21 protein-coding genes and 1 pseudogene are annotated in these 20231 nt (G+C 70.3%); 9 read left to right on the top strand and 13 right to left on the bottom strand.

Annotated elements, in window-relative coordinates:
• Positions 1-30: 30 nt before the first annotated feature.
• Positions 31-2127: an AAA family ATPase gene (locus ETP66_RS06965; RefSeq protein WP_130841893.1), complete on the bottom strand. Its 2097-nt coding sequence runs from the start codon at positions 2125-2127 to the stop codon at positions 31-33.
• A 67-nt stretch (positions 2128-2194) separates the two neighbouring features.
• Between ETP66_RS06965 and glgC the strand changes: the two genes are divergently transcribed.
• The 6 genes and pseudogenes from glgC (at position 2195) to darG (ending at position 6921) form a co-directional block, all read left to right on the top strand.
• Positions 2195-3439 (top strand): glucose-1-phosphate adenylyltransferase, encoded by a 1245-nt coding sequence (glgC, locus tag ETP66_RS06960; RefSeq protein ID WP_130841891.1) that lies wholly within the window; start codon positions 2195-2197, stop codon positions 3437-3439.
• 2 nt (positions 3440-3441) lie between these two features.
• Positions 3442-4128, top strand: a complete 687-nt coding sequence (locus ETP66_RS06955) for a SagB/ThcOx family dehydrogenase (protein ID WP_130841889.1) — start codon at positions 3442-3444, stop codon at positions 4126-4128.
• 17 nt (positions 4129-4145) lie between these two features.
• Positions 4146-4820 (top strand): response regulator transcription factor, encoded by a 675-nt coding sequence (locus ETP66_RS06950; RefSeq protein WP_130841887.1) that lies wholly within the window; start codon positions 4146-4148, stop codon positions 4818-4820.
• Positions 4821-5186: pseudogene (locus ETP66_RS12505) on the top strand (gamma-glutamylcyclotransferase family protein); the annotation flags it as partial.
• Positions 5187-5216: 30 nt separating this feature from the next.
• The gene (darT, locus tag ETP66_RS12500) at positions 5217-5834 is read left to right on the top strand and encodes a type II toxin-antitoxin system toxin DNA ADP-ribosyl transferase DarT (protein WP_330848616.1); all 618 of its coding nucleotides are present in this window, start codon (positions 5217-5219) and stop codon (positions 5832-5834) included.
• A 16-nt stretch (positions 5835-5850) separates the two neighbouring features.
• The gene (darG, locus tag ETP66_RS06940; protein WP_236630110.1) at positions 5851-6921 is read left to right on the top strand and encodes a type II toxin-antitoxin system antitoxin DNA ADP-ribosyl glycohydrolase DarG; all 1071 of its coding nucleotides are present in this window, start codon (positions 5851-5853) and stop codon (positions 6919-6921) included.
• A gap of 75 nt (positions 6922-6996) precedes the next feature.
• Here darG and fabZ read toward each other — a convergent pair whose 3' ends face one another.
• The 7 genes from fabZ to ETP66_RS06905 are packed head-to-tail and all read right to left on the bottom strand — an operon-like array spanning position 6997 to position 13710.
• Positions 6997-7428, bottom strand: coding sequence for a 3-hydroxyacyl-ACP dehydratase FabZ (fabZ, locus tag ETP66_RS06935; protein ID WP_130841882.1), 432 nt, complete (start codon positions 7426-7428; stop codon positions 6997-6999).
• 4 nt (positions 7429-7432) lie between these two features.
• Positions 7433-8464, bottom strand: coding sequence for a rod shape-determining protein (gene mreB / locus ETP66_RS06930; RefSeq protein ID WP_130841880.1), 1032 nt, complete (start codon positions 8462-8464; stop codon positions 7433-7435).
• Positions 8465-8480: 16 nt separating this feature from the next.
• Entirely contained in the window at positions 8481-10205 is a 1725-nt protein-coding gene (gene rny / locus ETP66_RS06925) for a ribonuclease Y (RefSeq protein WP_130841946.1), read from the bottom strand.
• Between the two features lie 2 nt (positions 10206-10207).
• The gene (gene recA, locus ETP66_RS06920) at positions 10208-11233 is read right to left on the bottom strand and encodes a recombinase RecA (RefSeq protein WP_130841878.1); all 1026 of its coding nucleotides are present in this window, start codon (positions 11231-11233) and stop codon (positions 10208-10210) included.
• The gene (gene thpR / locus ETP66_RS06915) at positions 11184-11777 is read right to left on the bottom strand and encodes an RNA 2',3'-cyclic phosphodiesterase (protein ID WP_130841876.1); all 594 of its coding nucleotides are present in this window, start codon (positions 11775-11777) and stop codon (positions 11184-11186) included. The genes recA and thpR overlap by 50 nt, the downstream gene beginning before the upstream one ends.
• Positions 11774-12958, bottom strand: a complete 1185-nt coding sequence (locus tag ETP66_RS06910; RefSeq protein ID WP_130841874.1) for a CinA family nicotinamide mononucleotide deamidase-related protein — start codon at positions 12956-12958, stop codon at positions 11774-11776. The genes thpR and ETP66_RS06910 overlap by 4 nt, the downstream gene beginning before the upstream one ends.
• Entirely contained in the window at positions 12931-13710 is a 780-nt protein-coding gene (locus tag ETP66_RS06905; protein WP_201738491.1) for a YgfZ family protein, read from the bottom strand. The genes ETP66_RS06910 and ETP66_RS06905 overlap by 28 nt, the downstream gene beginning before the upstream one ends.
• Before the next feature lie 38 nt (positions 13711-13748).
• Between ETP66_RS06905 and ETP66_RS06900 the strand changes: the two genes are divergently transcribed.
• A complete protein-coding gene (locus tag ETP66_RS06900; RefSeq protein WP_130841870.1) occupies positions 13749-14798 on the top strand; it encodes an MFS transporter in 1050 nt (349 codons plus the stop codon).
• Positions 14799-14940: 142 nt separating this feature from the next.
• On the opposite strand, the gene ETP66_RS06890 is transcribed toward ETP66_RS06900, so the two are convergent.
• Together ETP66_RS06890 and ETP66_RS06885 are read right to left on the bottom strand one after the other, a co-directional pair.
• Positions 14941-16026 (bottom strand): enolase C-terminal domain-like protein, encoded by a 1086-nt coding sequence (locus ETP66_RS06890; RefSeq protein ID WP_130841868.1) that lies wholly within the window; start codon positions 16024-16026, stop codon positions 14941-14943.
• 9 nt (positions 16027-16035) lie between these two features.
• Positions 16036-16749, bottom strand: coding sequence for a DEAD/DEAH box helicase family protein (locus ETP66_RS06885; protein ID WP_130841867.1), 714 nt, complete (start codon positions 16747-16749; stop codon positions 16036-16038).
• 39 nt (positions 16750-16788) lie between these two features.
• Between ETP66_RS06885 and ETP66_RS06880 the strand changes: the two genes are divergently transcribed.
• Positions 16789-17280 (top strand): bioflim formation protein, encoded by a 492-nt coding sequence (locus ETP66_RS06880; RefSeq protein ID WP_130841865.1) that lies wholly within the window; start codon positions 16789-16791, stop codon positions 17278-17280.
• Positions 17281-17301: 21 nt separating this feature from the next.
• Positions 17302-18141 (top strand): carbohydrate ABC transporter permease, encoded by an 840-nt coding sequence (locus tag ETP66_RS06875; RefSeq protein ID WP_130841863.1) that lies wholly within the window; start codon positions 17302-17304, stop codon positions 18139-18141.
• Here the strand turns inward: ETP66_RS06875 and mltG are convergent.
• The 3 genes from mltG to ETP66_RS06860 are packed head-to-tail and all read right to left on the bottom strand — an operon-like array spanning position 18126 to position 20200.
• Positions 18126-19139 carry an endolytic transglycosylase MltG gene (gene mltG, locus ETP66_RS06870; RefSeq protein WP_201738490.1) on the bottom strand — a complete coding sequence of 338 codons (1014 nt, stop codon included), beginning with the start codon at positions 19137-19139 and terminating at the stop codon, positions 18126-18128. The genes ETP66_RS06875 and mltG overlap by 16 nt on opposite strands.
• A complete protein-coding gene (gene ruvX / locus ETP66_RS06865; RefSeq protein ID WP_130841861.1) occupies positions 19123-19530 on the bottom strand; it encodes a Holliday junction resolvase RuvX in 408 nt (135 codons plus the stop codon). Before ruvX ends, mltG begins: the two co-directional genes overlap by 17 nt.
• A complete protein-coding gene (locus ETP66_RS06860; RefSeq protein WP_130841859.1) occupies positions 19511-20200 on the bottom strand; it encodes a hypothetical protein in 690 nt (229 codons plus the stop codon). Before ETP66_RS06860 ends, ruvX begins: the two co-directional genes overlap by 20 nt.
• Positions 20201-20231 lie beyond the last annotated feature (31 nt).

The following is a 20231-nucleotide window of genomic DNA, read 5'->3' as shown; positions in this document are numbered from 1 at the left end:
CACAAGTCCCGGCGGCGCGGCCCCCGGCCCCTAGGAGGCCGTTTTCTCCTCCCCGTCCTCCAGCTGGCGGAAGCGCAGGAGGGCCTCCCGCACCCGCTCGTGCACCCAGTAGGCCCGCCGGGCGAAGAGGAGCTCGATGGCCTCGTCCGCCCGCTCCACCGCGTAGAGGTGGAACCTCCCCTCGGCCACCGCCTCCACCACCTCCCGGCGGAGGACCAGGTGGGGCAGGTTGGCCCGGGGGAGGACCACCCCCTGGGTGCCGGTGAGGCCCAGGGTCTGGCAGACCCGGAAGAACCCCTCCACCTTCTCCGCCACCCGGCCCACGGCCAGGACCCTCCCCGTCTGGTCGATGGCCCCGGTGACCGCCAGGTCCCGCCTCAGGGGCAGGCCGGCGATGGCCGAGAGGACCGCCAGGAGCTCGGCGAGCCCCGCCGAGTCCCCCTCGATGCCCCCGTAGCTCTGCTCGAAGACCAGGCTCACGGTGGCGGAAAGGGCCCCCACCTCCGCGTAGGCCCCCCGCAGGTACCCCGCCAGGGTTAGGACCGCCTTGTGGAAGACCTGACCCCCCAGGCCCACCTCCCGGTCGATGGAGAGGACCCCCTCCCGCCCGGGGCCCGCCTGGGCGGTGATGCGCACCGGCCGCCCCCGGGGCAGGGGGCCCTCCAGGACCACCAGGCCGTTCACCTCCCCCACCCCTTCCCCCCGGACCTCGAGGGCCACCACCCCCTCCTGGAGTTCCCGCAGGTAGAGCTCCTCCTCGAGGCCGAAGCGCTCCTCCCGCACCCGGACCGCCCGCTCCACCGTGGCCCGCTCCAGGGGGCTGCCCAGGACCAGGGCCTCCTTGGCCAGGTCCAGGAGGCGGTAGAGCCGGGCGTCCAGGCGGTCGCGGTGCCCTGCGAGCCGCCGGGCCTCATCGGCCAGGGCCGCCAGGCCCTCGGGGGTGAGGGCCACCCCCTGGGCCTGCAGGAACCCCCCGAGGTAGGCCACGTTCTCCTCGGTGTAGGGCACCTCCGGGCCAAACTCCACCCGGAAGGGGAAGAGCTCCAGAAACTCCTCGTCCTCCTCCAGGAAGGCGATCACCTCGGGCGGCCCCACCAGGAAGACCTGGGCCCGGAGGGGGGCGGGCTGGAGGCGGGGCCCCCGCACCTCGGGCCTGGGGGCCAGGGGTTCCACCTGGCCCGTGGCCAGGGACCGCTTCAGGAGGGGGTAGCTCCCCAGCTCCCAGACCCGGTGGGCCTCCAGGACCAGCACCCCTCCCGTGGCCCGGTGCAGGGCCCCGGGGCGCAGGAGGCCCAGGTGGGTGGCCAGGGCCCCCTCCCGCACCTCGTACTCCAGGTGGCCGAAGAGCCTCTCCGGGCTGGGGTTGGGTTCGTAGACCACCCGCTCCCCCCCCTCCACGAGGAGGTGGGGCAGGAGCCTCTGGGGCTCCACCTCCTCCTCCAGGGCCGCGACCCGCAGCAGGCTCTCCAGAAGCCAATCCAGGTAGCGCCCGGCCTCGGGGAAGCGGGCCTTGAGCTCCTGGGCCTTGGGGAGGAGGAAGCGCTCCGCGAAACCCCGCCTCAGGGCCGCCACCTCGGCCTCGGCTTTCTGCCGCACGTCCAGGTAGGCCAGGACCGCCTCCTCCAGCCTCGCGGAGAGCTCCGGGGGCAGGCGGCCCTGGCCCGCAAGCCGAAGGCCCCCTTCCCCCTCCTCCAAGGTAAAGCCCTGGGCCTGCGCCTCCCGGGAAAGCCCCTTGAGGAGCTCCTCCGCCTCCGTCTGGTGGCGGGCCTCCACCAGGCTCTTGGCGTAGAGGAAGCCCTGCTCCCGGAAAAGCCCCGGGGTGAACTCGGCGAGAAGGGCTTCCACCCCCTCGAGGAGGGCGCGACCCCGCCCCTGGGGGAGGAGGAGGGGGAAGGCCTCCTCCCCTAGGGGGAGGTAGACCAGCTCTTCCTTGGGAAAGGAGCGGCCTTGGAGGTACTCGAGGAAGCGCCTGCGCTTGCCCAGGCCGCTGGGGCCCACCAGATAGCCATGCCCCCCCTGGCGGAAGGCGGCCTCCAGGGCCCTCAGGGCCCGTTCCTGGCCGAAGAAGGCCGGGGCGGGCCTGGGGGCGACGGGGGGGGTGAACCAGTGGGGAGGGGGAACCCGCATCCCCCCCACTATACCCGGACCTTCGTCCCTCAGGCCTTGGGGTAGACTACGGGCAAAGGGGGCAGCGATGGTCAAGGTAGAGGTTCTGGCCATGATCCTAGCGGGAGGGCAGGGAAGCCGCCTCTACCCCCTCACCGCCAAGCGGGCCAAGCCCGCGGTGCCCTTCGGGGCCAAGTACCGCATCATCGACTTCGTCCTCAACAACTTCGTGAACTCCGGGATCTACGCCATCTACGTCCTCACCCAGTTCAAGGCCCAGTCCCTCACGGAGCACATCCAGCGCTACTGGCGCTTCGGGGCCTTTCTGGACGACCACTTCATCCTCCTGGTCCCCGCCCAGATGTACCGCTACGAGGAGCTCGGGCCCGTCTGGTACCGGGGCACCGCGGACGCCATCTACCAGAACCTCCACCTGGTGCACAACCACGCCCCCGCCGCGGTGGCCGTCTTCGGCGGGGACCACATCTTCAAGATGAACGTCCGCCACATGGTGGAGTACCACTACGAGAAGCGGGCGGACGTCACCATCGCCGCCTACCCGGTGCCCGTGGGGGAGGCCTCCCGCTTCGGCGTCCTGCAGGTGGACCCGGAGTGGCGCATCACCGAGTTTCAGGAAAAGCCCAAAGACCCCAACCCCATCCCGGGGAAGCCCCACCTGGCCCTGGCCTCCATGGGCAACTACATCTTCCGCACCGAGGCCCTCTTCGAGCTTCTGGAGGCGGACGCCCGGGAGGAGGCCAGCAGCCACGACTTCGGCAAGGACGTGATTCCCAAGGCCCTCAAGGAGGGCTACCGGGTCTTCGCCTACGACTTCCACCGCAACCCCATCCCCGGCCAGGAGGGCCCCAACCTCTACTGGCGGGATGTGGGCACCCTGGACGCCTACTTCGAGGCCAGCATGGATCTGGTCAAGGTCATCCCCGAGTTCGACCTCTTCAACCCCGAGTGGCCCTTAAGGACCGCCAACCTCTTCAGCCCCCCCGCCAAGTTCGTCCACGAGACCGGGGAAAGGGTGGGCCGGGCCCTCAACAGCCTCCTGGCAGGCGGGGTCATCGTGAGCGGGGGGACGGTGCGGGAGTCCGTCCTCTTCCGGCGGGTCCGGGTGAACTCCTACAGCCTGGTGGAGCGCTCGGTCCTCTTCGACGACGTGGAGGTGGGCCGCTACTGCCGCGTAAGGAACGCCATCGTGGACAAGAACGTGAAGATCCCCCCCCACACCGAGATCGGCTACGACCTGGAGGCCGACCGTGCCCGGGGCTTCACCGTGACCCTGGAAGGGGTGGTGGTGGTTCCCAAGAGCTACCGCTTCTAGCCATGGAGAAGCACCCCGGCAAGCTCTTCTACCGCCTTTCCCGCCTGAGCCCGGAGGACCGGCTGCCCCTGAGGCGCAAGCCCAAGGCCAAGGTGTACGCCAACCCCTTGGAGACCCAGGCCCTCCCCCCCTTCCGCCAGGAAGGGGGGGCGCCCCTCTTCCGGGCCCTGGCCCACCTGCAGCCCCGCCTGCCCGAGCTGGGGGCGGCCCTGACCCTCAAGGACCTCTCCCAGGTGCTCTACCCCCTGGCGGAGCGGGGAGGGGTACGGGGCTTCCCCTCCGCCGGGGAGGCCTACCCCCTGGAGGCCTACCTGGTGGTGCGCCGGGTGGAGGGGGTCTTCCCCGGGGTCTATCACTACTTCCCCAAGGAGCACCAGCTCTTCCAGCTCTCCTCCCGGGCCGAGGAGGGGGCCTGGTCCGAGGCCCTCATGGGCCTTTCCCTGGCCCAGGCGGCCGCCCTCCTGGTCCTCACCCTGCTGCCCGAGCGCAGCGAGGCCCTCTTCGGTCTCCGGGGCTACCGGTATGCTCTGTTGGAGGCGGGCTACGCCGCGGGCCTGGTCCTGCTTTCCGCCGTGGGCCAGGGGCTCTTCGCCTACCCGGCGGAGACCTTTTACGATGAGGGGGTGGCCCGCCTGCTGAGGCTGCCCGAAGGGGAATACCCTGGGGTGGTGGTGATTTTGGGGCGCTAGTATTTCGGGAAGGATTTATGGCGCGCATTCTCCTGGTCGAGGACGACCCCCAGGTGGGGGAGTTGGTCAAGCGGTTCCTGGAAAAGGAAGGGCTGAAGGTGGCCTGGGCCCGGGCGGGGCGGGAGGCCCTGGAACGGGCCTGGCAGGGCCCAAGGCCCGACCTGGTGGTCCTGGACCGGGGGCTGCCGGACCTGGAGGGGCTGGAGGTGCTGCGGTCCCTGAGGGAACTGGACCCCCTCCTCCCCGTGCTCCTCCTCACGGGCCGCGCCGACGAGGCGAGCCGGGTGGAGGGCCTGCTGGAGGGGGCGGACGACTACCTGGGCAAGCCCTTCTCCCTGAAGGAGCTTCTGGCCCGGATCCGGGCCCTCTTGCGCCGGGCGGGCAAGGAGGGGAGGCGCCGCTTCGGCCCCCTGGAGCTGGACCTGGAGGGGCGGAAGGCCTATCTGGAAGGGGAACCCCTGAGGCTATCCGCCACGGAGATGGGCCTCCTCCTGGCCCTGGCCCAGGCCCCGGGACGGGTCTACACCCGCGAAGAGCTTCTGGAAAGGGTCTGGGGGCCGGAGTTCGAGGGTTCGGAGCGGGTGGTGGACGCCTACGTCCGCCTTCTGCGCAAGAAGCTCGGGGATCACCCCCGCGCTCCCCGGTTCATCGAGACGGTGGTGGGGGTGGGGTACCGCTTCCTGGGGGAGTAGGTGGAGGCGGTCTTCGCCTACGGCACCCTGCAGCGGGGGGAGCGCAACCACCCTCTGGTGGCGGGTCTGGTGAGGGGGGTGCTCCCGGGGCACGTGGAGGGGTTCGCCCTCTACCACCTGCTCCCGGGAAGGGGCCGCCCCTACGCCTACCCGGCCATGGTCCCGGGGGAGGGGCGGGTCTATGGGGAGGTGCTCCTCCTGCCCCGGGAGGCCCTCCCCCTCCTGGACCGGCTGGAGGAGGAGGGGGTGGAGTACCGGCGGGCCCGGGTGAGGGTGGCGACGGGGGAGGGGGTCCTCGAGGCCTGGGCCTACCTGTACCTGGGGGACCCCCGGGAGGGCCTTCCCCTACCCCAGGGGGCGTGGCGGGACGGGGGGGGCTACCCGGCCCCCACCCCCATTTACCACCTGACCCACGCGGACAACCTTAGGGGCATCCTGGTTGAAGGAGGGCTGCGTCCTAAAGCCCAAGCTCCCCCAACGGTGCAGTCGGTGGCCTACCCCCATATCCAGGCACGTCGCGCCGGGATCAAGGTTCCCTTGCCCCCGGGGGGAACACTCCACGAGTACGTTCCCTTTTACTTCTGCCCTCGTCCTCCCATGCTTTACGCCTTGGCGCATCCCAGGCCCAGCGAGCTTCCTTACCAAGGAGGGCAGCGGCCCATCCTCCACCTGGTGAGCTCGGTCCAGCGGGTGGCGAGGGCGGACCTGAGGTTTGTCTTCACCGACCGGCACGCGACGGTGCGGTATGCCGCCTTCCTGGGGCGGCTTGAGGACCTGGCCCGCCTGGACTGGGGGACCATCGGGGCCCGGAACTGGGCGAACACGAAGGAACTCCCTGACCGGAAGGAGAGAAAGCAGGCGGAGTTCCTGGTCCACGGCCTTTTCCCCTGGGAGCTGGTGGAGGAGATCGCGGTCATGGACCCGGGAGTGGCGGCAGAGGTCCGAAAAATCCTTCAGGCCTTTCCCCGCGCCCCGCACCCCCCGGTGCGGGTGCGGCGGGAGTGGTACTATTAAGAGGGTGCTTCGCTTTGTGCAAGGCGACCTTCTGAAAGCCGACGTGGAAGCCCTGGTCAACACCGTGAACACGGTGGGGGTCATGGGCAAGGGGGTTGCCCTGCAGTTCAAGCGGGCCTTCCCGGAGAACTACCGAGCGTACGCGGCGGCTTGCCGCCGGGGAGAGGTGCAGATCGGCCGCGTCTTCGTCCACGATCGCGGCCCCCTATTCCGTCCCCGCTACATCCTCAACTTCCCCACCAAGCGCCACTGGCGGCAGCCCTCGCGCCTTGAGTACGTGGAAGCCGGGCTGAGGGACCTGGTGCGGGTGGTCCGGGAACTGGGCATCCGCTCCCTGGCCCTTCCCCCCTTGGGGGCGGGTAGCGGCGGCCTACCCTGGCCCGCCGTCCGGGAACGCATCCAAGCGGCTTTGGAAGGTCTGGAGGGGGTAGAGGTTCTGGTCTTTGCCCCCTCGCCACAGGGGGTAACCCGCTTTCTCAGCCCCACAGGGAAAAAGCCCAGGCTCACCCCGGCCCGGGCTGCCTTGCTCAAGCTCTTTGGTCTCTACGATGCGTTGGGAGAAACCCTGGGCCGCCTCGAGGCCCAGAAGCTGGCCTACTTCCTCCAAGAAGCCGGGCTCGACCTGCGGCTGGCCTTCGCAGCAAACAGGTATGGGCCCTATGCTGAGGCTCTCAACCACGTTTTAGAGCGCTTGGAAGGCCACTACATCGTGGGTTTTGGCGACCGCACCGGGCGGTCCCGCATGCGCCTCAAGCCAAATGTTTTGGAAGAGGTCCTCCTCTTCCTGGCGGATTTCCCTGAGGCAGATGAGGCCGCCTCGCGTGCTGCTTCCTGGATAGAGGGCTTCGAAAGCCCTTATGGCCTGGAGCTTCTGGCCTCCGTGCACTGGGCGGTGCGCAGGGAGGGGGCCCGGGACTGGCCCGGCCTCCAGGAAACCCTAAAGCGCTGGAACACCCGCAAGGCCCGCTTCCCCGAAGCCCACCTGCGGGTAGCCCTCGTCTACCTCCTGCGCCGCGGAGCCCTCCTGGAGGGGGAGTGGGAGGCAGGGGTCCCCGGGCTGCCCCGGGACGTGGCCCCTGTCCCCTAATACCCTTTTCCGCCGAACCCTTCCCCCCTTGCCCCAGGGGGAAGCCCTGCCCAACCCCGGGAGCCCGGGCGGGCGTCAGGCCCCCTCCTGCCGGACGGCGAAGCTCAAGGTGGCGGCCGCCCGCTCCTCCCCCTCCACCAGGGCCCGGACCGCCACCTTGCCCAGGCCCAGGCGGTAGCGGAGGAGCTCCCCCTCCAGGACCAGGGTGTCCCCCGGGACCACGGGCTTCCGGAAGCGGGCCTCCTCCACCCCCACCAGGAAGACCAGGCCCCCCGGCTGGAAGCCCGGCTGCCGGGCGATGGTCCCCACCGCCGCCTGGGCCATGGCCTCCAGGATCAGGACCCCGGGCATCACGGGATAGCCGGGGAAGTGGCCCTGGAAGTGGGGCTCGTTGAAGGTCACGTTCTTCAGGGCCCGGAAGGACCGTTCGTCCGCGTGGAGCACCCGGTCGATGAGGAGGAAGGGGTAGCGGTGGGGCAGGAGCTTGAGGATCTCCCCGATCTCCACCCCATCACCTCCGCAAGACGTCGTCGGAGGAGAGGATGGTGTCCTCCAGGACGTGGAGCATCTCCAGGGCCCGCCCCGTGCCCAGGGCCACGGCCTCGATGGGGTTTTCCGCCACCACCACCGGCACCCCCGTAGCCTCCTGCAGGGCCACGTCCAGGTTCCTCAGGAGGGCCCCGCCCCCGGTGAGGAGGATGCCCCGCTCGTAGATGTCCGAGGCCAGCTCCGGGGGCGTGGCCTCCAAGACCCCCTTCACCCCCTGGAAGATCTTGTCCAGGGGCTCCTTCAGGGCCTCGGCCACGTCCTCGGCGGGGATCTCCGCGGTGCGGGGAAGGCCGGAGAGAAGGTCCCGGCCCCGCACCTCGGCCACCTCCCGCTCCTCCCCCGGCAGGAGCTTGGCCCGGCCCAGCTGGATCTTGAGCTCCTCAGCGGTGCGCTCCCCGATGAGCAGGTTGTACTTCTGCCGCACGTAGCGGATGATGGCCTGGTCCATCTCGTTGCCGGCGATGCGCAGGCTCTCGGAGCGCACGATGCCCCCCAGGGAGATCACGGCCACGTCCGTGGAGCCCCCCCCGATGTCCACCACCATGCTCCCCGTGGGCTCGGCCACCCGGATCCCCGCCCCGATGGCCGCGGCCAGGGGCTCCTCGATGAGGTAGACCTTCTGGGCCAGGGCGGAGACCGCCTGCACCACCGCCCGCCGTTCCACGTCCGTGACCCCCGAGGGCACCCCCACCATGACCCGCGGGCGGAAGAAGCGGCTCATGGGGGAGAGCACCTTCTGCAGGAAGAGGAGGAGCATGCGCTCCGTGAGGGCGTAGTCGGCGATCACCCCGTCCTTGAGGGGCCTTACCGCCACGATGTTCCCCGGGGTACGCCCCAGCATGCGGTAGGCCTCGGCCCCCACGGCCTTGACCTCCCGCTTGCCTTGGACCACGGCGATGACGGAAGGCTCCTTCAAGACGATGCCCTTACCCCGCACGTAGATGAGGACGCTGGCCGTCCCCAGGTCGATCCCGATGTCCTCGCCCCTCAGCATATCGCCCCATTCTAGCCTAACGGGCGTACTCCACCGCCCGGGTCTCCCGCACCACGGTGACCTGCACCTGGCCGGGGTAGTTCATCTCCCGCTCGATGCGGCCCGCGATCTCCCGGGCCAGGAGGGTGGCCCTGGCGTCGGTGATCCGGTCCGGCTTGACGATGACCCGCACCTCCCTTCCCGCCTGCACCGCGAAGGCCGTCTCCACCCCGGGGAAGGAGAGGGCGATGCGCTCCAGGGCCTCCAGGCGCTGCAGGTACTCCTCCAAGGACTCCCGCCGCGCCCCCGGCCTTGCGGCGGAAAGGGCGTCCGCGGCGGCCACCAAAACCGCATACACGGTCTCGGCGTTTTCCGGGTCGTGGTGGTGGGCGATGCCGTCCAGGACCTCCGCGGGCTCCCCGAAGCGCCGGGCCAGGGCGATGCCGATCTCCACGTGGCTCCCCTCCACCTCCCGGTCCACGCTCTTGCCGATGTCGTGGAGAAGCCCTGCCCTGCGGGCCAGGGCGGCGTCCAGGCCCAGCTCCGCGGCCATGATCCCCGCGAGGTGGGCCACCTGGACGGAGTGCTTGAGGACGTTCTGGCCGTAGCTGGAGCGGAAGTGGAGCCGCCCCAAGAGCTGGACGAGGCCGGGCTTCAGGCCCACCACCCCGGCCTCGAGGGCCGCCTCCTCCCCCCTTTCGTAGATGAAGGTCTTCATCTCCCCCTTGGCCTTCTCCACCACCTCCTCGATGCGGCTCGGGTGGATGCGCCCGTCCTTCAGGAGCTCCTCCAGGGCCATGCGGGCGATCTCCCGGCGGATGGGGTTGAAGGAGGAGAGGAGGACCGCCTCCGGGGTGTCGTCGATGATCAGGTCCACGCCCGTCAAGGCCTCGAAGGTGCGGATGTTCCGCCCCTCCCGCCCGATGATCCGTCCCTTCATGGCGTCGGAGGGGATGGGCACCACGGAGACCGCCAGCTGCGCCGCCGTCTCCGAGGCCTGGCGCTGCATGGCCTGGGCCAGGATCTTCTGGGCCTCCCGCCGGGCCTCGAGGCGGGCCTTCTCCAGGGCAGCCCTGACCCTTTGCGCCTTCTCCTCCTCCAGCTCCCGGTCCAGCCTTTCCAGGATGAGGCGCCTCGCCTCCTCGGGGGAGAGGCCCGCCGCCTCGTAAAGGCGCCTCTCCACCTCCTTCTCCCGCTCGGCGAGGAGGCCTTCCCGCCCCTTCAGGGCCTCCTCCCGCTGGCCGAGGGCCTCCTCCAGGGCGTCCAGCCTGAGGGCCCGGGCGTCCAGGGCCTCCCCCCGCTTGGAGAGCCTTTCCGCCTCGCGGCGGAGCTCCTCCCGTTCCTCCTTGAGGCGCTCCCGCTCCCCCCGAAGCTCCTCCTGGAGGGCCCTGAGCCGTTCCCGCTCCGCCTTGAGCTCCTCCCGCTCCCCCTTAAGCCGCTCCTCGGCTTCGGCCAGGCGCCGCCTCGCCTCGGCCTCCAGGGCCTCCTCCTTGCGCCGGAGCTCCGCCTCCAGCTCCTGGCGGAGGACCTTGGCCCTGGCCTCCGCCTCCTCCCTCGAGGCCCTAGCCTCCTGGCGGGCGGCCTCGAGGATATCCCTGGCTTCCTGGCGGGCGGCCTCCAGGACCTCCCGGGCCTCCTCCCGCGCGGTCTCCAACAGCCGCCTGGCCTCCTCCCCCGAGCGGTCCTCTCCCCTGCGCCTGAGGAGCAAAGCCCCCGCCAGGACCAGGACCAGGAGCAGGAGCACCCAGTCCAAAAGGGTCAGGGTCATCCTTCCTCCCCTTCGCCAGCCCCCGAGAGAACCACCTCGTGGGCCCGCTCCAGCACCTTGGCCCGGATCTCCTCCAGAAGCTCCGGCCGCTCCTTGAGGTACTCCGCCGCCTTCTCCTTGCCCTGGCCCAGGCGGGCCTCCCCGTAGGAGAACCAGCTCCCCGCCTTCTCGATGACGTTCGCGGCCACGGCCACGTTCACCAGGTCCATCACCGGGTCCAGGCCCTTGCCGAAGTAGATCTCCAGCTCCGCCTCGCGGAAGGGCGGGGCCAGCTTGTTCTTCACCACCTTCACCTTCACCTTGATGCCCACGGCCTCGGGGCCCACCCTAATGGGCTGGCCGCTTTTGCGCACGTCCAGGCGCACGCTGGCGTAGAACTTGAGGGCCCTTCCCCCGGGGGTGGTTTCCGGGTTGCCGTACATCACCCCCACCTTCTCCCGCACCTGGTTGATGAAGATGGCGGCGGTGTTGCTCTTGGAGAGCACGGCGGTGAGCTTCCGGAGGGCCTGGCTCATGAGCCGGGCCTGGAGGCCCACGTGCTGGTCCCCCATCTCCCCCTCGATCTCCGCCTTGGGCACCAGGGCGGCCACCGAGTCCACCACGATCACGTCCACCGCCCCCGAACGGGCGAGGAGCTCCACGATCTCCAGGGCCTGCTCCCCGGTGTCCGGCTGGGAGACCAGGAGGTCTTCCACCTTCACCCCGAGCTTCCCGGCGTAGAGGGGATCCAGGGCGTGCTCCGCGTCCACAAAGGCGGCCACGCCCCCCTGCTTCTGGGCCTGGGCGATGATGGTGAGGGCCAGGGTGGTCTTGCCCCCGGACTCGGGGCCGTAGATCTCGATGACCCGGCCCCGGGGAACCCCCCCGATGCCCAAGGCCAGGTCCAGGCCCAGGGAGCCCGTGGGGATCACGTCCACCTGGAGCTTGGGCATCTCCCCCAGGCGCATGACCGCGCCCTTGCCGAACTCCTTCTCAATGGTCTTCAGCGTGTTTTCCAGCGCTTTCCTCTTGTTCTCGTCCATGCTCACCTCGCAAAGGAAACTTCTCCAGAAGGGTGTAAATAGGCCCCTTGGGCCTGAGCTCCGAGCGCACCAGGGCGAACTCGGCCACGGGCCACTCCAGGCCGAAGACCACCGGGGGCACCCGGGGGGCCGGGGCCTTGCGCCGGGCCAGGGTGATGTGGGGCTTGAAGGGCTTATCCCCCCCGGCCAAGAGGGCCTCCTCCCCCAAGAGTTCGGCCACCCCCTGCCTCAGGGCCTCGGCCAAGGGGGCAAACCCCTCCCCCTCCGCCTTGGCGAACCAGACCCGGGGGGTGCCCTCGTTGGGGAAGTAGCCCGTGCCCCGGATGCGGGCCGGGAAAGTCGGGAAAAGCCGCCCCAGGCGGTGCCCCAGGGCCAAAAGGTCCTCCAGGTCCCCCTCGGGCCTCTCCCCCAGGAAGAGCAGGGTGAGGTGGAGCTGGTGGGGGGCCACCCCCTTCCAGCCCCGGTAGCGGGCCACCTGCCCCTGGGCTTCCGCCAGGGGGCGCCGCACCTCTTCGGGAAGAAAAATGGCGTAGAAGAGCCTCATGTCAGCAAGAGGGCCAGGGCGGCGTACACGCTCCTAAGCCTCACGGCCTCCCGGTCGCCGGGGAAGCGGTAACGGCGGGCCTCCGTCCCCTTAGGGCCCGCCAGGGCCACGTAGACCGTGCCCACAGGCTCCCCCTCCAGGGGGTCGGGACCCGCCACCCCGGTGGTGGCCAGGGCGTAAGTGGAGCCAAAAAGCCTCCGGGCGGCCTCCGCCATGGCCTTAGCCGTTTCGGCGGAGACCGTTTTGGCGAGGAGTTCCTCCGGCACACCGAAGCGGGCCTTGGCCCCTGGGGAATAGGATACCACGCCGCCCAGGTAAAAGCGGCTCGCCCCCGGCACCCGGGTGATCTCCGCCCCCAGAAGCCCCCCGGTGAGGCTTTCCATGGTGGAGAGGGTGGCCCCTTCCAGCTCCAGGCGGCGCAGGGCGGCCTCCGCCAGGGTGAGCTCCCCCTCGCCCCAGACTTCCTTCAAGAGGCGCTTCTTGATCTTCTCCGAAAGGTCCGCCACCAGATCCTCCCGGCCCCGGACCACCACCTCCACCCCCTGGAGCCTGGGGTAGGTGCCCACCTCCACCTCCTCCCCTCTCTGGAAAAGCCCCCCCAGGCGCTCCACGATGTCCGACTCCCCGAGGCCCCAGGTCTTCAGGATCCTTTCCGCATAAGGGCGCCGGGGCAGGCCCAGCCGGGGCAGGACCTCCCGCCACATGGGCCGCCACTCCATGGGGGGGCCGGGCAGGAGGATCAGGTCCTTGCTCCCCTTCTGCACCCACCAGCCGGGGGCGGTGCCCCAGGGGTTGCTGAGCCAGGTGGCCGAGGGGATCTTCAGGGCCTGCTTACGGTTGGCCTCGGGCATGGTGCGGCCCCGGGCGCGGAAGCGGGCCTCGATTTCGGAAAGCACCGCCTCGTCTAGCTCCAACGCCTCCCCCAAGGCCTCGGCCACCGCCTCCCGGGTGATGTCGTCCGGGGTGGGGCCGAGGCCCCCGGAGAGGACCACCAGCCGGGCCCCCTCCCAGGCCGCCCGCACCTCCCGGACCAGGGGCCCGGGCTCGTCCGCCACCCGCAGGGTCCTCTCCACCTTGAGGGCGTAGGGCTTGAGGCTCGCCGCGATCTCCGCGGTGTTGGTGTCCAGGGTCTCCCCATAGAGGAGCTCCGTCCCTACGCCGATGATCTCCGCCCGCTCCATGAGGCCTCCTCAAAGGGTAGGGGCTCCAGGCGAAAGCGCCCCCCGCCCCCCTCCAGCTCCGCTCCAAAGGGCACCTCCTTGCGCACCACCCCCAGGCCCAAAGGGCCAAAGGGGGTCTCCTGGAGGCGCTTGGCCGTCCCCACCCTCCGCCCCCCCCAGTGGAGGTCGCAAGGAACCTCACCCTCCTTCCCCAAGGCCCGCAGGCCCACCAGGCGGTGGTGGGTCTCCCTGCCCTCCGTGCGGGCCATGATCTCCTGGCCCACGTAGCATCCCTTGCCGTAGTCCACCAGGTGGAGGAGGCCCACGCTCTGGGGAAGCTCCCCCCGGATGTCGGAGAGGAGGGGAAGGCCCTTCAGGAGGGTGTAGAGGGGGTAGAGGGCCTCCGGGTACGCCCCCTCCCCGCTCTCCGCCACCTCCTCCCGCCCGTCGGCATGGAGGAGGCGGTAGAGGGGGAGTTCCAAAAGCTCCACCTGGTCGAAGACGAGGTAGCGCTCCAGGCGGGCCCTAAGGCCCGCCAGGGCTCCCCAAGGGGCCAGGAGGAAGCCCTCGGGGTGGGGGAAGACCGTGGCCGCCTCCTCGATCTGGCCCCGGTGGTTGAGGAAAAGGGCCCCGGCAGGCCCGGAAAGTCCCCTCAGGTCCCGGGTGGCCTGGCCCTGCAGGAAGGGGAGGGCGTCGGGCCCCCGCAGGAGGAGCACTCCGGGGAAGGCGAAGTGCCCCCTCCCGCCCAGGGCGTTCTCCAGAAGGGTTTCCATGCCTTCCATTATTGACCAAGGACTCAGGGAAAGGGAGAATGGCGGATGTGCGCCTCTTTTGGGGCTCGTTTCTCTCCGTCTTCCTGGTGGGCGTGGTCGTGGCCCTGCCCGGGGCGGCCCTTCCCTACTGGCGCGGGCGCTACGGGGTGGAGGGGGAGGTCTCCTGGTTCTTCACCGCCCTCCTCCTGGGGCTCCTCCTGGGGGTGCGCCTGGCCCAGGGGGAAAGGCGCCATCCCCTCTTCCCCCTGGCCCTCTCCCTGGCGGGCCTGGCCTTCCTGGGCATGGCCCTGGCCCCCTCCTTCCCCCTGGTGGTGGCCCTGGCCTTTCCCCTGGGCCTGGGCCAGGGGGTGATGAACCTGCACGGCAACAGCCTGGTGGGGGAGCTCCACCCGGAAAGGCGGGTGCAGCTCTTAAACCGAGTGAACGCGGCCTTCGGCCTGGGGGCGGTCTTCACCCCCCTGGCCCTCACCCTCCTGCCCTACGCCGCCGTGCTTCCCTTGGCCGGCCTGGCGGCCTGGGTGGGGGCTTTCCTGGTCTGGCGGGCCCCGAGGGTGGCCCAAACCCCGCGGGAAGGCGGGAGGGGGTACTGGCCCTTCCTCCTGGCCGCGGGCCTGTACACCGGCCTCGAGGGCTCCCTGGCCACCTGGAACCGGGTCTGGCTGGAGGAGCTGGGGTACGCCACCGCTACCGGCGGCCTCCTCCTCTCCCTCTACTGGCTCCTCCTGGCCCTGGGGAGGCTCCTTTGGGCAGAGCGGGTGGCGCAAAACCCCCTGGCCGCCCTGAGGGCCCTGCTCCTCGGGGTCCTCCTCCTCCTCCTCCTCAACCTCGTCCCCCCCACCGCCCTCCTCTTCCCCCTGGTGGGCTTCCTCCTCGGACCCCTCTTCTCCACCCTCCTGGCCCTGGTGCAGGCCCGCTACGGGCACCGGGCCCTGGGGGGGCTCTTCTACGCCGGGGCTACGGGGAGCACCCTGATGCCCGCCCTCTTCGCCCTCCTGCCCGTAGGGGGAGTCCCCCTGGGCTTTCTCCTCCTAGCCCTGGGGCTTTTCCTTTTGGTTTCCGGCCTGGAGCGGAAAAAAGCCCACGCTTGAAGCCCTCCTCTCTAGCCTGGACGGCACCCTGCACCTTCTGGCCTGGCAGGAGGCCCCCACCTACGCCCTCCTCACGGGGCACCCGGGGAAAGCCCTCCTGAGGGCGGGGACCCGGGAGGTCTTGCGGGATTTCCGGGAGGCCCTAGGGCTGCTCTAGGGCGTAGCGGCGGAAGGCCTCCTCGTGGAAGCGCCCCTCCACCAGGTCCTCAAAGTAGAGCCAGCCCTCGCGGAAGGGGGGAAAGGGGAAGAAGCCCCCCTCCGCCTTCAGGTGGAAGGCCAGCTCGTTGGGCTCCGTGACCCCCTGTTGGAAGGCCAGAAGGGCGGACTGGTACGCGCCAAAGGAACTCTGCGCCTGGCTGCCCACCATGGCCCGCTTGCCCCTTTCCCGGGCCAGGGCCAGCATCTCCAGGGTCCAGGTGACGCCGGTGCGGGCGGGCTTGAGGTTCAGGACGTCGAAGGTGTCTAGAGCCAGCTCCCGGCGCAGGTCCTTGGGGGTCATGGCGGAGTCGTCGGCGATGAGGGGGAGGATGCCCTTCTCCCTCAGGCTCCTCCTGGCCTCCACCGCCTCTGTGGGCAGGGGCTCCTCCACGTAGCGGAGGCCCATCTCCTTCCAGGCCAGAAGGTAGGCTTCCGCATCCTTGGGGGAGAGGGTTTCGTTGGCGTCCGCGTAGAGCTCGGCGTCGGGGAAGGCCTCCTTAAGGCGGGCGATCCTGCGGGTATCCCCCTCGAGGTCCCGGCCCACCTTGACCTTGAAGACCCGCACCCCCGCCCCGTAGGCCATGCGGGCATCGGAAAGCACCTCTTCCTCGGAGCCCAGGCCCAGGAGGTAGGCCACCCGCACCCGGTGCTTGGCGGGCTTCAGCACCTGATGGAGCTCCTCCCCCTCGCTCCGGGCCCAGGCCTCCCAGAGGGCGATGTCCAAGGCCCCCTTCAGCCCAAGGTTGCAGGGGAAGGCCTCCAGCACGGCCCGGATCCCCTCCTGGTCGTCCGCCTCGAGGCCCAGAAGCCTGGGCTTCAGGTACGCAAGCCCGGCCCTGACGCTCCCCAGGGTTTCCCCGTAGATGGTGGGGCGGATGGCCACCTCCGCCCGGCCCAGGGAGCCGTCGGAAAGCTCCACCTCCAGAAGGGCCCCCTCGAGGACGGAAAGCTCCGAGGCCTTCCCCCAGCGCAAGGGGGCCTTCAGGGGGATGCGGAACGGGAGGAGGCGAAGGTCCTTGAGGGTCGCCATAGGGCCATTTTAGAGGCCCTGTTCCCGCAAAAAGGCCCGCACCGCCAAGGCCTCCTCCTCCGGGGAAAGCCCTTCCGCGTCCAGCACGAGGGCCCGGGGGTGGCCCCCGAGGAGGCGCAAGGGGCCCAGAGGGTCGTAGTTCCGCGCCTCCTCGGCCACGATCTTGAGCTTGGCCAGGACCTCTTCCCAAGGGGCCAGGGCCAAAGCCTCCTCCAGCTCCCCCGGGGAAAGAACCCCTTTCGCCAGGGCCTTCAGCTGAGCCAGATCCTCCGGGCGAAGCGCCACCCGGTCGAAGGCGTCCCGGCGGGAGAGGAGCCTCTTGAGCCTCGTGGCCTCCCGGGCGTGGAGGACCACGAAGAGCGCCCGGGGCAGGTGCTCCAGGGCGTAGGCCACCTCCCGCTCCCCCCGGAGGCCGTCGAAGAGGAGGAGGGGGTGGGCTTCCGCGTACCCCCGGGCCAGGACCTCCGCCACTCCCCCGGGGAACTCCTCCCGGAAGCGGCGGGTGAGCTGGAAGCGCTCCTCCCGGGGGATGGGGGGCTTGGCCCCGTAGCGGGGGAGGACGTAAAGGTCCACCAGCTCCCGGCGGTCGGGAAGCCGGGGCAGGCCCAGGGCCGCCACCAGGGTGCTCTTCCCCACCCCGGTGAGGCCCACCAGGATGAGGAGGGAAACCTCCCCCACCGGGCGGAGGCCGTCTTCCCTTTCCAGGGAAAACCGCACGGCCATGACGCCATCCTAGCGGACCTCTGCTATGATGGCGGGGATATGCGGCGGACCCTTGCCCTCCTCGCCCTTCTGGCAGGCCTTTCCCTGGCCCAGATGCCCGCCTATCCGGAGAACACCCTGGGCCTCGGCTACGCCCCCGACCGGGGGGTCTACCTCCAGGGGAGCCTCCTCCTCCCCTTCGCCCCCCTGGGCATCGACACCGGCCTGGACGCCCAGGTGCTCCTCACGCCTAGCCCCGAGGTCTACGCCCTCCTCAAGGCCAACCTCTTCCCCGGCCTGGTCCTCATGGACCTCTACACCTCCTTGGGCCTGGGCCTGGACCTGCGCTACCCCTTTGGGGCCCACCTGGGCCCCCTGGTGAGCCTGGAGATCCCCGGCGGGGCCCTCTCCGGGAGCCTGGGCCTGGGGTACCAGGGGGGCTTCCACCTGGCCTGGGGGGTGGGCTTCAGGCTCTACCTGGAACCCCTGGCCCTGGAAGCCTCCGCCTCCGACCGCTACCCCTTCCTCCTCACCCTCCTCTACCTCTGGTAGCGGACCAGCCCCACCCCACCCATGGGCCGGAAAGCCCCCCTGATCCTCCTCTCCCTGCCGGCCCTAGGGAGCCTCTTCCTCTTCGTCCTCTACCCCTTCTTGGACGTCCTGCGCTTCTCCACCTGGGACTGGTCCGGGCTCGCCGACCCCACCCCCGTGGGCCTGGAGAACTACCAAAACCTCCTCCAGGACCCTGCCTTTTGGGGAAGCCTCTGGGTGACCCTAAAGTTCATGCTCCTGGCCCTCCCCCTCTTCGTGGGCCTTTCCTTGGCCCTGGCCGTGGCCTTAGAGGGAGCCCCCTACGAGCGCCTGGCCAAGGGCCTCCTCTTCCTCCCGGGCCTCGTCACCCTGGGGGGGGCCACCCTCTCCTGGTACACCCTCTTCACCCCGGAGTACGGGGCCCTGGCCCAGTTCCTCCCCATCCCCCCCTGGGACCGGGAGGGGTTCTGGGCCCTCCTCATGGTCGTCCTCTTCACCCTGTGGCGGCACCTGGGCTACGGGGTCCTGGTGGCCTCGGCCCGGCTCAAGGCCATCCCCAAAACCCTGTTGGAGGCGGCCTACGTGGACGGGGCGGGGCCCTTTGAGGCCTTCCGGTACGTGGTGCTTCCCCTCATGCGCCCGGCGGTGGCCTTCCTGCTGGTGGTGGGTACCATCCTCTCCCTGCAGTCCTACGCCGCGGTCTTCCTCCTCACCCGGGGCGGGCCTTACGGGGCCACGAGGGTCTTGGGCTACTACCTGTACGAGGCCGGCTTCGAGAACTTCCGCCTGGGCTACGCCGCCGCCATCACCGTGGTCATCCTCCTCCTCACCCTCCTCTTCGCCTACGCCCAGCTGCGGCTCCTCCGTCACGGGGGGGAGTAACGGTAGCGGGCCAGGTCCCGCAGGTGGCCCTCGAAGTCCAGGTTGAGGAAAAGCCTGCCCCGAGCGTGGAAGAAAAACAGGTAAGGCCGGCCTTCCTCGTCGGTGCGCACCGGGTTCAGGACCGCCAGCAGCGCCTCCTGCCCCGGGTTGCCGATGGGCCCCGGGGGGAGGCCCCCGTAGCGGTAAGTGTTGTAGGGGGAGTCCACGGCAAAGTCCCCGGCGGTCCGGGAGAGCTCGGGCAGGCGCTTGCCCAGGGCGTAGGCCACGGTGGGATCGGCCTGGAGGGGCATGCCCCGTTCCAGCCGGTTTAGGAAGACCCCGGCGACCCTGGCCATCTCCCAGGGGTCCCCCGTCTCCGCCTGGACGATGGAAGCCAGGGTAACCCAGGCGTGAACGGAAAGCCCCCTCTCCTCCAAAAGCCTCCGCACCGGGGGGGTGAGCTCCTGCTCGAAGCGGCGGAGCATGGCCCGCACCACCTCCTCCGGCTCCGCCAGCAGGTCGAAGGTGTAGGTGGCGGGGAAAAGATACCCCTCTAGGGTATCCCCCTCCACATAGGGGGGACGCAAGGAAGCGGGGTTCCTCACCAGGCGCAAGAACCCCTCCCCGTCCAGCCCCACCTGGGAAAGCCTTTGGGCGTAGTCCACCGCCCGCTCCCCCTCGGGGAAGGTGAGGGTGAGGGTGAGGGGCCTCTGCCCTCCGGTGAGGGCCCGGGCCAGGCGGAAAGCCCCTTCCCCCCTGAGCCGGTAGACCCCGGGCACAAGCCTCCTGGCCTGGCCGGAGAAGCGCAGGTAGACGGTGAAGAGGTAGGCGGAACGCAAGAGGCCGGCCTCCTCCAGGAGGCGGGCGGCCTCGGCCCCCGTGGCCCCGCGGGGGATGCGCACCAGGGCCTCGGCTCCCGTGGGCCCTAGAAGCCAGAGGGCGTAGGAGAGGAGGAGGGCGAAGGTGAGGAAAAAGACCACCACCCCCCGCAGGAGCCACTTCCTAGAGCCCTCGGGCAAGGTAGCCCTCCAGCAGGATCACCGCGCTCATCTCGTCCAGCTTGCCCTTTTCCTGGCGCACCCTTTTGGGGGCCTGGCGGAGGCGCTCCCAGGCGGCCTTGGTGGTGTAGCGCTCGTCCAAAAGCTCCACCTCGAGCCCTCTTGCCCTAAGGGCCTCCACCAGGGGGAGCACCCGCTGGGCCTGGGCGCTCTCCTTCAGGTCGGTGCGCAGGGGGAAGCCCACCACCAGCTTGGCGAGGCCCTCACGGCGCACGAAGTCCAGGAGGGCCTCCACGTCCGCCGAAAGCCCCTTGCGCACCAGGTAGCCCCGGCCGAAGGCGAAGGGGCTTCCCTCCTCCCCCACCGCCAGGCCGATCCGGGCCTCCCCCACGTCAAGCGCGCCCACCCGCATAGGCCGCGCTGCGGTCCGCCACGGCCACCCCCAGGTAGAGGAGGGCTACCCCGAAGGCCCGCCCCATCTCCTCGAGGCCCACCACCCCGAAGCGGTTCAGGGTGCTGGTGGAGGCCAGGACCAGGGCCGCCAGGAAGATGAGGGCCGTGCCCTGGGCCCTGAGGGGGTTTCTCCGCCAGAAGAGGAGGGTGGAGTAGAGGGCCACTCCGGCCAGGAGGGCGGTGCCGATGAGGTTGAAGGGAAGGGTCCAGAGCCGGGGGGAGGTGAGGCTGGGGTCGGGGAAAGCCGCCCCCGAGGGGGTGTAGGGGGCGGGAAGGCGGGCGAAGTCCAGGGGGGCCCAGGCCACCAGGAAGAGGCCGTAGAGAATGAGGGGGAGGAGGAAGAGGAGGAGCCCCTTGGCCGCCCTGGGGTTCAGGAGGGCCAGGCTCCCCAGGCCCAGGAAGGTCACCCCGTGCATGGCCCCGGCCAGGTACCAGAGGCGGTAGAGGAAGGGGTTCCAGGCCCCTAGGAGCTTGGCCAAAAGCTCCGCGGAAACCGCCAGGGCGAAGAGGAGAAGACCCAGGGCGTAGAAGGCGTTGTGCCAAGAGGGCCGCCTGCGGTAGCGCCCGAAGAGGAGGGCGAAGAGGGCCCAGGAAAGGGCCGCAGCGAGGAGGCTGAAGGCAAGCGCCATGAGGCCATTTTACCCGAAGACCCCGGGGGCG

Origin of the sequence: Thermus thermamylovorans (assembly GCF_004307015.1) — a bacterium.
GTDB lineage: Bacteria > Deinococcota > Deinococci > Deinococcales > Thermaceae > Thermus > Thermus thermamylovorans.
This window is presented reverse-complemented; position numbering and strand designations above follow the sequence as displayed.